Here is a 14,097-nt window from a genome sequence, read left to right on the forward strand (position 1 = left end):
CCTCTCTGAAGCGTAAGGCATTGGCGAAATGTTCCAGTGTCAGCTTATTATTTTTTTCTGGCAGGATTCCATCCCTTTGCCATGCTTCCATCTTCCAGTGAATCGCATGACTGCCGGGTCCTGCTTCTTTTCTATCTGAACAGGCATAAATAGGGAGTTCTCTGACATTCCTCCAATGTCGCTTTCCCCAGATCCCTGATCACTTCTTTCCATTCCCTGTATTCATGATATTCGTTCGGTATCCTTTCCCGGTACCCTTCTCCCCTCCTTGCAATCACATACGCTGCACTGTGGTGGATGCTTAGCCCTAGCCGCTTCGCATATTTCAGCTTCCCGATCTGCGTTGTGTGCCTTGGATCCACCTTCCTTAAATATACTCCTTTTTCCATGCATTTCCTTTCGATCTTCTCCTCCAGCCTCTTATATGCAAATGTTCCCAGCATCCGGTTATAGTTCCTGTCCCTGTACAGGCTCTCTTCTTTCTTCCTCTCGAATTCTAAATCTTCCATGATCAGATTCTTTTTCTTGCCCGCACATTCCTCTACGATCCGTTTCACTGCCACATACCTTTCATATTCCCTCTGGTTCCTTGTTCCTCTTTCTTTCAATGGAATCCTCCATGCCTTTACCAGATTCCCTTTTCTGTCGGTTTCTGCCAGCGCTATATGATCCCTGTTGATATCCATTCCGATACTTCCTCTGCCGGATGGTAATACCGGCTCGCCAGGATATTCAGCAATTGCTTTGATGATAAAATATTCTCCATGATCATACAGCTCATACGCAATGGCCTTCCCGGGAGTATTGTGCTTCATTCTTACTGCTCTTTCTATATGCTCCCTGTGCTGATGAAAAACAACCGGCATCCTTATTTCCTGTCTGATTCCCCGGTAGACAAGAATCCCTTCATCGATATGATATTTGAAAAGATTATTGCCGTACTTTCCCTGCCTTCTTCCGCAGATCAGCATCCTTTTTCTGCTTTTCTCCTGTTAACCGATACTTTAATAGTTTGATCTGATTCTTCAGATTCTTTATTTTAGGATCGATCACAGTTGCTTCATACAGATCGTCCTTTTCTGCAGTACCATGCAGTTTCGTTTTCCGGATCATCTTTTCCTTTTCACAGATGACCTTTTCCAGTTCCGTTTCCTTTTCTCTGATCTTCATTCCGATCCTATTCATTCTTTTATCTGTTTTCTGGATCAGTTTTTTATTCAAGGCAGCATTAGCCTTTAGCAGGGCCTTGGCTTCATGGACAGCAGACAGAGGGATATAGTCATTGAGATGAAACTGCTTTTTAAGAAGCTGATGAAGCTCGCTGTCCTTAAACGAGGCTCCCTTATAGGCACGATCGTAAAGACATTTATAGGCCTTATGAAGGACACGGTTATAGACATCAAGATCATGAAGAACGGTGTTCTTCAGATCAGGGAATTCTCGGTAATAGAAACGGTTGGAAAGAGAAAAGACTTTCATGATGCCTCCTTGACAGAAATGAGATGTTTTGTACATATATTATATCATATTAATAACTATAATGATACTATAATTTCAAATTGATGATATATATTATCATAACATAAATCACACTTAACTTTTTTTATTTTCTTTCATCATCTTTCTATCAATCAAAAATGAAATTTCCTAATATATAAAAAAAGAGTCATCTTAGATATCTAAAATGACTCTTTTTGTTATTTGGACTGATAAACGATCTCACCATCGATCATGGTCATTTCTACCTTTGCATCAGTGTCTAAAGCAGGTGTTTTATCAAAAACGACCAGATCAGCATCTTTACCTGCTTCAATTGAACCAATGCGATCATCAGCTCGGGCAATCTTAGCAGGATTTAATGTGATCATTTTCAATACGCTTTCAACGTCGCCGCCATGGCGAACGACCTCTCCTGCCTGCGTAATGATAAGATATGGATGGAGTACCGGTCCATCAGTCATGATAGCACAGGTAACACCACGTTTATCTAATTCAATCACACACTCAGGATCGACTTTGCAGCCTTCACCTCCAAACAAAGGTCCAGAGAGCGGTCCCCAGATCACATCGGCTCCGCTGGCTGCAATTTCATCATAGAAATCACTGGCACCAAAAGCATGATCCAATGTCAGATCAAAACCATATTCTTCTTTCCAGCGTAAAAGTGACATCATATCATGCTGATAAGCATGAACCTTTAAAGGAATCTTTCTTTCCAATACCCATTGGCCGTGCTCATAACCTTCATTATAAGGAGGCATCTTTTCAGGATCGCCTTTAGCCTCTTCTTTCTTTTTCATATATTCTTTGACATTTTCAAAGTAATCAATAAAAAGCTGAGAAATACCTAAACGAGAAACCGGCAGCTGATCACGGGGACCATAGACACCCTTAGGATTGACACCCATGGCTGCTTTTAATGCGCATGGACGTTTGACGATTCGCTGGTCATAGGTTTTACCAGCTGATTTCATTGCCAGCACGAGTCCACAGATGGCATTACCGCTTCCGGGAGCAATGATACTGGTCGTGATTCCGTCACGGCAGCAATCTTTAAAAGATTTTGAATCAGGATCAATTCCATAATAGATATCCAGTTGACTTGAATTAGGTCCTGTCAGATCATTGGCATTCTGATCATTGGTAGTGACATTAAAGGTACCAACATGTGAATGGGCATCGACGATTCCCGGAATGATGATCTTTCCGCTGACATCGATGATCTCTGCATCCTTTGAATGAAGGGAACGGCCGACTTCTTTGATTTTGCCATTTTCAATCAGAATATCGCAATGATCGATAACATGAGCATCGCTCATCGTATACACTTTCGCATTTTTTAAATGAAGCATTTCATCTCATCTCCTTTGCGATATACAGCTTTTCCATTGCTTAAGGTCAAAAGGACCTCAGCTTTATATGTTTTCAATGGGTGATCGCTGTAAATGACCAGATCAGCACGTTTTCCTTCTTCAATTGAACCGGTGACATCATCAACCCCCAAGGCTTTCGCATTATTGAAAGTCATCATCGTAATGACTGCTTCACTGTCATGACATGCCTTATACATGTCGATGCCATTCCACAGCATCTCTTCACGAGAACACATCCGTCCATCAACATTGCTTGCCAAAGATACCTGAATGCCTTTCTTATATAACTGATATAAAAATTCATTATCACCATCAGCAGCATCGGTATTAAAGCCATCAACACGGACCGAAGAAATAATTGCCGGACGATATTCCAAAATTTCTTCTTCACAATCCTGAAGACCAAATCCGCTCGCTAAAACAAGATCGACATCATAATCTTTTAAGATATGCAAGAGGGAATGAACTTCCATCGGTTTTTTAGCGACTACAAACAAAGGCATTTTCTTATCCAGCATTTCCCGGATTGCTTCCTTTTTAGGATCACGTCCTTTAGAAGAATCATATTCTTTCGCATTGCGCAATTGTTCGCTAAACATCTGAAAGATACCCATGTGAGTGCTAGGCATCATGTTTTTCGCACCCCAGAATTTTGTGACATCACTGGTCACACAGGCTTTTAAACCTGCTTTTTCTTTGATGCACATTTTGAATGGATTGATGCCATCGACATCAAAGACACCCATCATGCCGCCAAACAGATTATTATTGCTTGGGGCCACGCCAACGGCAGTAATACCAAAAGCCCCAAGCTGCTGGATACGGATACCACGTCCGTTAAATGCATAGATGATATTCATCTCTGGGGTACAAACATGGGTGTGTTCGTCATTATCTTCCGCATTGCCACGAATCTCACGTCCGGGACCTAAGATGCCCCAGTTGCTCATCGGATCGATAAATCCGGGGAAGACATGCATGCCCTGTGCATCAAAATATTCACTTTCTGTATCAATGTGTTCACTGACGGAAACAATTGTATGTCCATCAATAAGGATGTCTTTTTTAAAAACATGTTCCTTGCCATCATGAATGGTTGCATTTTTTATACAAAACATAAATACTCCTTTCTATTCTATACCTAAAGCAATCAAAGCACTTTCCATCTGTACGCTGACAAGCTTACGCACTTCGATTGGCTGACATGGTACCTTTTCATTGATCTTATCACATTCTTCTTTGACGTACTGTTCACACTCGTCAATCAATGTTTCTAATTCCTTCTTGATAGGTTCATCGTCATTTTTTTCTAATGTCCGTTTTGCTTCTGTGATTACCATGCCAAAGGCAATCAGCGTGTACCATGGCGTGCCGATCAGATTATCAAACTTGCTGGCTTTGGTGCAAGGCACTTCATATTCATCATGTTGTGTTTCCATAAGGGCAATCTGGGCCTGACGATGATCCTGATTGTTTTCGCATCTTTCCAATAAGGCACACATGCAGTTGGAATCAGCATCGGCATATTTTTTGAGAATTGCGACAGCGCTTTTCAGCTTATCCAGATATTGATCAGAAATTTCAAAACCTTTTAAGATTGCTTCTTTACGTGTCATATCGTCACATAGTTCAAGATTATTGCTTTGTGGACAATAGAAATAAGGCATTTCACAGACTAGACCATAAGCATCGGGACGTACAGTATCCAAATAATCAACGCTACATCCGCCGCCTTTCATCACCTCTGCAGGGTCTTTATCAAGGTTCGCTTCCAGATAGTCATAACTTGCTCCGCTTTGCGGCAGTTCATAGATTGCTTCTTTATAAACCTTGCAGTAAGGAACTTCTGGCTCGCCAAGGTTCAATGGCAGGTCGACACGTTTAGCGGCATCGCCAAGACGCTCGATGATCTCTTTTTTTTCTTTGGTAATGTACCAGTAAACACCGCCAAAACTTGAATTATGCAGACTGTATAAAAAGTCCGGCTTTACTTCGTCGATTACTTTCATGATGGCTTTTGTTTCTGGCAGGGCATCGTCAAAGGAATAGTTTTTATAATGGAATGGGAAGGTCCATTCGACCTGCCGGATCGATGCTGGGCGATAGAAATGAGTAGCGTAATTATAATAGCTGAAAGGGCCTTTCAGCCATCCTTTATTCAAATTCAAACCATCAGGATCGACACATTTGATGAAATGAAAGGTCGTATCAAGCTCTTCGAGCAGTGAGGGATGTTCACACAAGATACGTGAGAGATGTTCGATCATCATGGCACCGATCGGTTCATTGGGATGCGGACATCCAAAAATGAGTGCTTTTTTGCTGCCTTCACCAATTTTTAAACGATAGATAGGATGATGCTCACTGCTTTCACCTATCTGATCGATACTTACGAGCTGAGGATATTTTTCAGCCAGTGCAAAGGTACTGGCATCCATTTCATCAACGCTCATGAATTCATTGATTTCAGGAATCAGATTTAATACTTCTTCAATTTTCATAATTGACCTCCAAATTTTCTAAGACTATGATGGCACTTTCCATCTGTACGCTGACTAATTTACGTATTTCAATAGGTTGACACGGCATTTGAGCTTCAATCCGGGCACATTTTTCATCAATATAAGATTGTGCACTTGTCATCAGATCCTGTAGTTCCTTTTTTTCTTCTTCATTCCAATCGTGTTCATTCATTGTTTCTAAGACACATCCTTTGACCATACCGAAAGCTAATAACGGATACCAGCCTCTGGCAATAAGAGAATCAAAGCGGCTCGCTTTGGTCGCTAATTGTTCATATGCTTCAGGATGCTGGTCCATAAGAGATCGCTGGGCATTTTCTTCCTGTTCATGACTTTCTGTATACATATGTAAAGAACGCATATAAAAAGAGGAAGAAGAAGCATATTTCTGTAAGACGGAAACAAGTTCACGCAATTTATCAGTAACTTCACGTTGAATTTCAAATCCTTTTAAAATAGCTTCTTTTCGTGTCATGTTTTCACACAGGCTTGCATCAGCGCTATCCGGACAGTAGAAATATGGCTCCTCACACATTAAGATAAACGCATTCGGATTGACTTTGTTCATATAATCCAAAGAACTGCCGCCACAGATCATTGCTTCACAGGGATCACCAGGCAATGTTTTTTCATAATAATCATAATATTGGACAGCACTTAAAATTTCATAGATAGCAGGTGCGAATATTTTGGAAAAAGCACATTCCGGTTCACCTAGATTTAAGGGCAGGGAAGCCCGTTTTGCTGCCAGAGGAAGCTTGGAAAGAATCATTTGATCATTTTTGCTGACATAGAAATAAACGCCGCCAAAACTTGAATTATGCAGTGAATAAACAAAGTCCGGCTTGATTTCATCCATTAGTTTCATCAGGACCTTTGTTTCATTGATGGGTGCATGGAATGAATAATTTTTATAGTCAATCGGGAATGTCCATTCTACCTGGGCATCCGATACGGGACGATAGAAATTTGAAGCGTAGCTGGCATAGGTAAAGGGTCCTTTCAGCCAGCCTTTATTCATATTCAAACCATCAGGATCGATTGCCTTGATCATATAAAAAGTTGTGTCCAGTTCTTCTAAAACTTCTTTGTGTTCGCATAAGATCCAGCTGAAATGTTCCAGCATCATGCAGCCAATAGGCTCATTTGGATGGGGACAACCGTACATCAAAGCTTTTTTTCGACCATTTCCTATTTTTAAACAATACAAAGGATGTCCCTGACGGCTTTCACCGGCTTTTTCTATAGTAACGACATCTGGGTATTTTTCTTTCAATTCAAAAGTGCTTTTATCCATTTCGTCTACTGTCATGAAAACATCGATCTTTGGAATATATGATAAGATTTTTTCAATGTCCATCTTTCACCTCAATCATTTTGTCTTAAGGCTATTTCTATGAAAGCCTGCATTTCAGAAACTGTTTTTAAATAGGTTTCACCCTTGCCCCGATCATGACTTCCTTTGGCCAATACTCTTAACAGGATTGGCTGATCTGATGTATTATACTGCTGGAGACGGGCAGCCATTTTTTTGCCATGATATGGCGGAACGTTGTTGTCACATTCACCTGTTTGTATATATACTGCCGGATAGGCTGTTTTTTGAATATTGTGGAATGGTGAATATGTAAGAAAATAATTGAATTGTTCTTCATCATGAGGATCGCCATATTCTGTAATATACATCGGTCCACGATCGTCAAAAACAAAGCTGATCATATCGGTATGTGGTACCGATGCCACGACACAGCCCCACAGATCCGGACGCATCGTCAGCAGGGCACACATCAGCAGTCCGCCATTGCTTCCGCCGTTGATCGCAATATGTTTCTTAGAAGTCCAGCCATCACGGATAATTCCTTCAGCAATACCGATAAAATCATAGAAACAGTTTTTCTTTTTCATCCGATAACCGTCAATATGCCATTTTTCACCATATTCATTTCCACCACGGATACAGCATTGAACATAGAGACCGCCATCATTGACCCAGTCAACGACATCAATGCCACAGAAAGGATTATGATAAGAAGGAGGCATAGCAAGATTATAGCCTCCATATCCATACATCAATGTAGGCATCTTACCGTTCTTTACGGCATCTTTCCGGTATACCAGATAGGCTGGTATCATCGTTTGATCCTTGGATGGATAGAAGACCTTATCGATCTGAATCATTGGATCTGCCGGATTATTTTCTTTGAATACCGGCTTACATGTATCATCTTTTAAGGCGTAAAGCTGAGGAATGAGATTGAATGATTCGATCATGACAAAGACCTTGCCATCTTCTTTGCTTTGCCCGGCAACACTAACATTACATTCTTCAGGAAGAGAAATCTCACTGATTTTATCATTGCTGATCACATAAGCGACGCTGCTGACATCTTTGGCAGCCAATACATAAATGTTTTCATTGATGACAACAGCTTCTTTGATATAAATGCCTTCCTGTTCAAATATCACTTCTTCTGTTTTTCCTTGAGGATCATAGACGATGATCTGTCCATATTCAGAATGAATAAAGCTGCATAAGATCTGTCCTTTTGCGACTTTGCCACAGTAATTGATGACTTGTGCTTGCATACTGTAAGGCTGCATGCCCTTTTCGGTTTGAAAATAAATCAGATTATTCGAATAGTCTCTCATCACAACTGCCACAGCTTCTTTTTTCTCATTCGAAGAATAGCCTTCGATCATGATCGCATTTTCAGGATAGGCAAAAAGGCATTCTTCTTCACCTTTTTCAATATCATAGCGTTTCAGATAGGTATGAGTCGTTTTATTAGCGACATCTGCCTGAGCATCTCCATATAACAGACATTTGCCACTCTCTTCGAAAACATAGGAAAAGATGCCATCGGCACGATAAAGCAGCTTCTTTTTTTCTAAATCAAAAACAAACAGGCTCGGACGGTCATATCCATCACAAAGACCATGGAAAACAGCGATATTTTCATCATTCGGACAAATGGCACCACTAAAAAAGGTTGTGTTTTCAATAGTTGAAAGAAGTGTTTCAAAGCTTCTTTTTTCGTTGAATTGAAAATCGGTTTCAATGATCTGATAGCTATCCAGGATCTGTTTGGTCATGACATAGCCATGGGGACTTTTGGTGATATGGCTGTAGGCAGGAAAAGATTTTCGCTCACGATTGCGTTTAAGATATTTTTGATATACTTTTTGATGTTTAGAAAAAAAGTTATCAGTGAGGGTATTTTCTTTTGCTACCCACTGCAATAGCTCATTGTTTTTGCCATCTCTCATCCATTGATAGGGATCATCAAGTTTTTTATTGTCAAAAACAAATGGCTCATTGCATTCTTTTGCTTTTGGATAATTCATCTTAGATTCCTCCTTATTTCCATATTATAGCACAGGAGAATGAAAAATAAAGAAAACAATGTAAGAAAATTGCGGTATATATGGAAGTGAATGTAAGATATTGAAATAAAATGTAAAAAGGGATTGAAAATATATCAGAATTACAATATAATAATTTTAAATTTTACCAGGAGGGGTTTTACATGAAGAAGTTTGTAGCAAAACGTCTGGGATCGGGTGCTTTAACAGTTCTTTGTTCCATTATCTTTAACTTTGTTATCATACGTCTTGCACCTGGTGATCCAGCGACGCTTTTAGCTGGAAAAGATAACCCGAATCCGGCTACGATTGCGGCCATTCGTACTCGCTATGGTCTAGATAAGTCAATTTTTGAACAGCTGATTGCTTATTTACAGCAGCTTTTACAGGGTGATTTGGGTTTTTCTTATGTGAATAACCGGGATGTCAGTTCATTGATCTTAGAACGTGTGGGACCAACCTTGCTTGTTGCATTGACGGGCGCTTTGATTGCTGTTGTCATTGGTACGCTGCTAGGGGTTTATGCCGCTCGAAAAAAAGGAACGTGGATCGATCAGATCTGTTGCGGTTTTTCTTATTTGTTTGATTCGACGCCAAGCTTTTGGCTGGGGCTGATCATGATATTGATCTTTGCCAATTTTTTAGGATGGCTGCCGACTTCTGGAATGTATAGCTTACGTAATAACTATACGGGTTTAAGGTATTATCTGGATGTTGCCCGGCATATGATCCTGCCGGTTACCACACTGGTATTATTGAATATTCCTTATTACTTTAGAATTGCCCGAAGCAGTGTGCTTCAGGTCATGAGCGAGGATTTTATTACGACGCTGCGTGCTACTGGAATGTCAGAGAAGAAGATCTTTAATAAATATGTATTGCGCAATGCGATCATCCCGACGGTAACGGTTTTTGGAATAACGCTTGCTTACATGATTACCGGTGTCGCTTTGATCGAGATTACGTTTGCATGGCCGGGCATGGGACGACTGGTACTGGATTCTGTTACGAAACGTGACTATCCGGTCGTATCCGGTGTTTATCTGATTTTATCGATCTGTGTAGCTATAGGAATGATTATCGTGGATCTGGTCTATGCATTAGTCGATCCTCGTATTCGTATTGAGTAAGGAGGACACCATGAAAAAAAGCATTCAACAATTCTTTCATCGATTAAAGGGAAATAAACAAATGATTATTGGTTTGAGTCTTTTGACTATTTTGATCATTCTGGCAGTTTTTGGAGAACAGCTGGCACCTTATGATCCAAAATATTTAAATGATGACCTTTTGGCAGCACCTTCTTCTACATATCTTTTAGGTACGGATAATCTGGGGCGTGATGTCTTATCGATGATCTTATATGGAATTCGTACCTCACTGATCATTGGTTTCATTGCTGCAATGATCTCGGCCGTGATTGGTGTGCTTGTCGGAGGAATTGCCGGTTATTTTGGCGGTATCTTAGATAAGATCTTAAATGAGATCATGAATATCTTTATGATGCTGCCAACGTTCTTTCTGATCCTGCTGATTGTTGCTTTATTTGGAAGCAGCATGACAAATGTCATGATCGTTATCGGAGTTACTTCATGGGTCAGCAATGCACGTCTGATGCGTGCTCAGGCTATTTCAATCAAAGAGCGTACCTTTGTAAAAAGTGCAATCACCATGGGTGAAAGCAAATGGCATATTCTTATTCATCATGTCATTCCAAATGGGATCTTTCCGATCATTGCACAGACGACCATGAATATTTCAGGAGCCATCCTGACAGAAGCATCCCTGTCTTTTTTAGGTCTTGGTGATGCCAATGTATTCTCTTTGGGTCAGATCATCAATACCGGTAAGCTGGTCATGCCACGCTGCTGGTGGGTCTCTGTCTTTTCAGGCTTGAGCGTTGTGATCATCGTCTTAACTTTCTTTTTGATCGGTGATGGTATCAATCGTGTATTAAGTCCAAAGATGGATGCCAATAAGTAGGAGGTGTCTTATGTCTCTTTTGGAAATAAAAAATGTCAATATTGCTTATAATACCGGAGAAAAAAAGGTATGGGCCTGCCGTAATATCTCGTTGGATATCAATGAAGAAGAATCAGTTGGTATCGTTGGTGAAAGCGGCAGCGGCAAATCGACCTTGGCAATGGGCATCCTTCGTCTTTTGCCGGAAAATATCATTGAAGTATCAGGCGAAGCTTTGCTTGAAGGAAAAGATATTTTTAAGATGACCCCTGATGAATTGCGTGAATATCGCTGGAAAACGATGTCTGTTATCTTTCAGAAGTCAATGAATTCGCTCTCTCCGGTCCATCGGATCGGAAAGCAGATGGAAGATATCTATCGTGTTCATTATCCAAATGAAAGTGATGAAAATATAAAAAAGCGGATTTATGATCTTTTAAAGATCGTTAATCTTTCGGATCGTGTATATATGTCTTATCCGCATGAACTCAGTGGTGGAATGATGCAGCGTGTGGCTATTGCGCTGGCGCTGATTTTCTCGCCAAAGCTATTGATCATGGATGAAGCTACAACGGCCTTGGATGTCGTAACCCAGAGCCAGATTCTTAATGAGATCATGGAATTGGAAAAGAAGATGAAGATTGCACGTGTCATGATCACCCATGATGTTTCGGTTGTTGCCTCGACTTGTAAACGAGTAGTCGTATTGTATGCAGGGGAGATCATGGAACAGGGGGATGTTAAAGATGTCCTGCTTGATCCGAAACATCCTTATACCCAGGGATTATTAAATTCTTTTCCCAGCTTTAAAGGTGAAAGAGGAAATCTGCGTGGTATTGAAGGAAGCCTTCCGGATCTTTCACAGCCGCTTCCGGGCTGTGTCTTTGCTGAACGCTGTCCTCATGCCAGCGAGCGCTGTTTTAAGGAAAAACCGAAACAGCGTGACATCAAGTCTCGCTGGAGCGTAAGCTGTCATTTGATAGAGGAGGGTAAAGTACATGACTAAGGCATTAGAAGTTAAAAACCTGAAGAAATATTATGTACAGAAAAAAGTGATCAAAAATGATGGCCAGAAAAGCTCGAAGCAGACGATAAAAGCTGTTGATGGGGTTTCATTTTCGCTTGAAGATGGAGAGATTTTGGGTATCATCGGTGAAAGCGGCTGCGGGAAATCAACACTGGGGCGGCTTTTGGTAACATTGGAGAAACCGACTTCCGGTCAGGTGTTTTTAAATGGTGAAGCAGCTTCAAAATTATTAATGAAGGATCGTTTGAAATATCGTCGTTCTTCACAGATCATTTTTCAAAATCCGTTTGATACGTTTGATCCTCGTCATACGATTCGAAAGATCCTGATGAGCGTTTTAAAACTTCATAAGATCGGCAAGAATGCAGATGAGCAGTTAGAAATATGCATCAAGACCTTGAATGATGCAGGGCTTCATCCGGCTGAGGATTATCTGGATCGCTTTCCGTTTGAACTTTCAGGCGGACAGCTGCAGCGTATTTCAATCATGCGAAGCATGTTGCTGAATCCGACCTTTCTGGTTGCCGATGAACCGATATCTATGCTGGATGTATCGATTCGTGCCGATATCATCAGCATGCTTCAAAAACTTACAAAGGAACATCATACTGCACTTGTTTTCATTTCTCATGATATTGCAACGACCCGTTATATTTCGGACCGGGTAGCCGTTATGTATTTAGGAAAGATCGTTGAGATCGGTAAGACAGATGATATTCTTCATCATCCATCGCATCCATATACACAGGCTTTGATTAGCAATTGTGCTTCACTGGATCCGCTTGAAAAAAGAGAAGTCATCAAGCTGGAAGGGGAACCGCCGACACCGATCAATACGGGACCGGGATGTTACTTTGCACCACGCTGTCAACATGCCTGTGAGCGCTGTTTTAAAGAATATCCACAGTATCGTACAAAGAAAAACGGTGTACAGGTTGCATGTCATCTTGTAAAGGAGGGGGATGAGTGATGGATTATCAGCGAATCTTAGATAATGTACCGGATTATAAAGCTTTCATGAGCGTTGATGAAATGGATCAGAGCACATTAAAGCTTAAAGAAGAATATCCTGATCTTGTTGATTTAACGATCATCGGTCATTCTCGTAATGATCATCCGATTTACTGTATGAAAATCGGTCATGGAGAAAAGAAAGCACTCATGTTTGGATGTCCTCATCCAAATGAACCTATGGGAGCAATGATGCTTGAATATTTCTCAAGGGCATTATGTGAAGATGATGAATTCAGAGAAAATTGTGGCTATACGTGGTATTTGATCAAGTGTATCGATATTGATGGTACTAAATTGAATGAAGGATGGTTCAAAGGCCCGTTTAATCTGACAAATTATGCTCGTAATTTCTTTCGTCCGACAAGTTATGAACAGGTGGAGTGGACATTTCCTATAGAATATAAACAGTTAAAGTTTGATCGGCCAATGCCGGAAACAAAGGCATTGATGAAGCTGATTGATGAAGTGAAGCCTGATTTTATGTACTCTCTTCATAATGCCGGATTTGGCGGTGCCTACTGGTACATTACAGAGGATCTTCCAGAATTGTGGGATCAGTTTTATCATGCTGCCCAAAGCCGTGGGATGCCTCTTTCCTTAGGAGAGCCGGAAGCACCATATATTACTGCTTTTGCACCAGCCATCTTTAAGAATACCGGTATTCAGGAAGATTATGATTATGTAGAGAAATATGCAGACAAGGACAGTGATCTGTCCAAGAGATTTGAATGTGGTACCTCTTCAAATGATTATGCTTCAAAATATGGTACGGTTTCATTAGTCGGTGAGCTTCCATATTTCTATTCACCAAAGATTGAGAGTGATAAGATCATGCCATTTACTCGTAAAGAAGCTTTGATCAAGGGTGAACAGATCAAACTTAATGAATATGACGAGATTGCGGAAGGCTATCAGCTCTATCAGAAATATGTCAGTGATGATAATCCTTTTGCGAAAATGGTAGAGATGATGATCAAAAATCGAAAAGCTTCTTATGAAGAAAGCGTACGTCATGTAGAAGCTGATGATAAATTTAACGAACCATGTAAAGAAAGCGAGGCATTTGATTCTTTAGATATTACCCGCTTCTATGCCTTGCTGATCTGGGGACTTCTGGTTCGAGGTGTAAAGTTTGAATGTACACGTCATGAAGGTGATGTCGCACAGCAGCTGAAAAAGACAGCAGAGATGCTTGAAAAGAAAATGATGGTGAAGGCTAGAGCCGTTGAATCGATCGAGTATTCATTTGTTCCTATTCAAACGCTAGTGCGTATCCAGCTGGAATCAGGTTTGATCGTTTCCAGTTATATAAAAGAGAAAGGAATTGAGAGGTGAA

The 14,097-nt window shown here is 40.7% G+C and carries 12 protein-coding genes; 5 read left to right on the forward strand and 7 right to left on the reverse strand.

The genetic code is table 11. The features are described 5' to 3' along the window. Positions 1 to 131 precede the first annotated feature (131 nt). The 7 genes from BQ5367_RS09015 to BQ5367_RS09045 all read right to left on the reverse strand — a co-directional run bounded on the left by BQ5367_RS09015 (position 132) and on the right by BQ5367_RS09045 (position 8,740). Positions 132 to 971: an IS200/IS605 family accessory protein TnpB-related protein gene (locus tag BQ5367_RS09015; protein WP_083383219.1), complete on the reverse strand. Its 840-nt coding sequence runs from the start codon at positions 969 to 971 to the stop codon at positions 132 to 134. Continuing rightward, on the reverse strand, positions 931 to 1,479 hold the full coding sequence (locus tag BQ5367_RS09020; protein ID WP_071442194.1) for a hypothetical protein: 549 nt from the start codon (positions 1,477 to 1,479) through the stop codon (positions 931 to 933). The genes BQ5367_RS09015 and BQ5367_RS09020 overlap by 41 nt, the downstream gene beginning before the upstream one ends. A 218-nt stretch (positions 1,480 to 1,697) precedes the next feature. After that, the gene (locus BQ5367_RS09025) at positions 1,698 to 2,852 is read right to left on the reverse strand and encodes an amidohydrolase family protein (protein WP_071442195.1); all 1,155 of its coding nucleotides are present in this window, start codon (positions 2,850 to 2,852) and stop codon (positions 1,698 to 1,700) included. Further along, positions 2,840 to 3,991 (reverse strand): amidohydrolase family protein, encoded by a 1,152-nt coding sequence (locus tag BQ5367_RS09030; protein ID WP_071442196.1) that lies wholly within the window; start codon positions 3,989 to 3,991, stop codon positions 2,840 to 2,842. The genes BQ5367_RS09025 and BQ5367_RS09030 overlap by 13 nt, the downstream gene beginning before the upstream one ends. A 12-nt stretch (positions 3,992 to 4,003) precedes the next feature. Then, complete coding sequence (locus BQ5367_RS09035; RefSeq protein WP_071442197.1) at positions 4,004 to 5,374, reverse strand: M14 family zinc carboxypeptidase; 1,371 nt, start codon at positions 5,372 to 5,374, stop codon at positions 4,004 to 4,006. Further along, entirely contained in the window at positions 5,364 to 6,755 is a 1,392-nt protein-coding gene (locus tag BQ5367_RS09040; RefSeq protein WP_071442198.1) for a M14 family zinc carboxypeptidase, read from the reverse strand. Before BQ5367_RS09040 ends, BQ5367_RS09035 begins: the two co-directional genes overlap by 11 nt. 8 nt (positions 6,756 to 6,763) lie before the next feature. After that, entirely contained in the window at positions 6,764 to 8,740 is a 1,977-nt protein-coding gene (locus tag BQ5367_RS09045) for a prolyl oligopeptidase family serine peptidase (protein ID WP_071442199.1), read from the reverse strand. 182 nt (positions 8,741 to 8,922) lie between these two features. On the opposite strand from BQ5367_RS09045, the gene BQ5367_RS09050 reads away from it, so the two are divergent. From BQ5367_RS09050 to BQ5367_RS09070, 5 genes are read left to right on the forward strand one after another with little or no spacing between them, the layout of a single operon-like run. After that, entirely contained in the window at positions 8,923 to 9,888 is a 966-nt protein-coding gene (locus BQ5367_RS09050; RefSeq protein ID WP_071442200.1) for an ABC transporter permease, read from the forward strand. A 10-nt stretch (positions 9,889 to 9,898) separates the two neighbouring features. Further along, complete coding sequence (locus BQ5367_RS09055; RefSeq protein WP_071442201.1) at positions 9,899 to 10,741, forward strand: ABC transporter permease; 843 nt, start codon at positions 9,899 to 9,901, stop codon at positions 10,739 to 10,741. A gap of 10 nt (positions 10,742 to 10,751) precedes the next feature. Beyond that, a complete protein-coding gene (locus BQ5367_RS09060) occupies positions 10,752 to 11,726 on the forward strand; it encodes an ABC transporter ATP-binding protein (protein ID WP_202615290.1) in 975 nt (324 codons plus the stop codon). Further along, positions 11,719 to 12,717 carry an oligopeptide/dipeptide ABC transporter ATP-binding protein gene (locus BQ5367_RS09065; RefSeq protein WP_071442203.1) on the forward strand — a complete coding sequence of 333 codons (999 nt, stop codon included), beginning with the start codon at positions 11,719 to 11,721 and terminating at the stop codon, positions 12,715 to 12,717. Before BQ5367_RS09060 ends, BQ5367_RS09065 begins: the two co-directional genes overlap by 8 nt. Further along, a complete protein-coding gene (locus tag BQ5367_RS09070; RefSeq protein WP_071442204.1) occupies positions 12,717 to 14,096 on the forward strand; it encodes a M14 family zinc carboxypeptidase in 1,380 nt (459 codons plus the stop codon). The genes BQ5367_RS09065 and BQ5367_RS09070 overlap by 1 nt, the downstream gene beginning before the upstream one ends. Position 14,097 lies beyond the last annotated feature (1 nt).

Origin of the sequence: Traorella massiliensis (assembly GCF_900104665.1) — a bacterium.
Classification (GTDB): domain Bacteria; phylum Bacillota_I; class Bacilli_A; order Erysipelotrichales; family Erysipelotrichaceae; genus Traorella; species Traorella massiliensis.

Coding starts and splice junctions, on each gene's coding strand:
- BQ5367_RS09045 (WP_071442199.1), bottom strand. CDS start 8,740: ATGAATTATCCAAAAGCAAAAGAATGCAATGAGCCATTTGTTTTTGAC.
- BQ5367_RS09035 (WP_071442197.1), bottom strand. CDS start 5,374: ATGAAAATTGAAGAAGTATTAAATCTGATTCCTGAAATCAATGAATTC.
- BQ5367_RS09020 (WP_071442194.1), bottom strand. CDS start 1,479: ATGAAAGTCTTTTCTCTTTCCAACCGTTTCTATTACCGAGAATTCCCT.
- BQ5367_RS09015 (WP_083383219.1), bottom strand. CDS start 971: ATGCTGATCTGCGGAAGAAGGCAGGGAAAGTACGGCAATAATCTTTTC.
- BQ5367_RS09065 (WP_071442203.1), top strand. CDS start 11,719: ATGACTAAGGCATTAGAAGTTAAAAACCTGAAGAAATATTATGTACAG.
- BQ5367_RS09040 (WP_071442198.1), bottom strand. CDS start 6,755: ATGGACATTGAAAAAATCTTATCATATATTCCAAAGATCGATGTTTTC.
- BQ5367_RS09030 (WP_071442196.1), bottom strand. CDS start 3,991: ATGTTTTGTATAAAAAATGCAACCATTCATGATGGCAAGGAACATGTT.
- BQ5367_RS09025 (WP_071442195.1), bottom strand. CDS start 2,852: ATGCTTCATTTAAAAAATGCGAAAGTGTATACGATGAGCGATGCTCAT.
- BQ5367_RS09060 (WP_202615290.1), top strand. CDS start 10,752: ATGTCTCTTTTGGAAATAAAAAATGTCAATATTGCTTATAATACCGGA.
- BQ5367_RS09055 (WP_071442201.1), top strand. CDS start 9,899: ATGAAAAAAAGCATTCAACAATTCTTTCATCGATTAAAGGGAAATAAA.
- BQ5367_RS09050 (WP_071442200.1), top strand. CDS start 8,923: ATGAAGAAGTTTGTAGCAAAACGTCTGGGATCGGGTGCTTTAACAGTT.
- BQ5367_RS09070 (WP_071442204.1), top strand. CDS start 12,717: ATGGATTATCAGCGAATCTTAGATAATGTACCGGATTATAAAGCTTTC.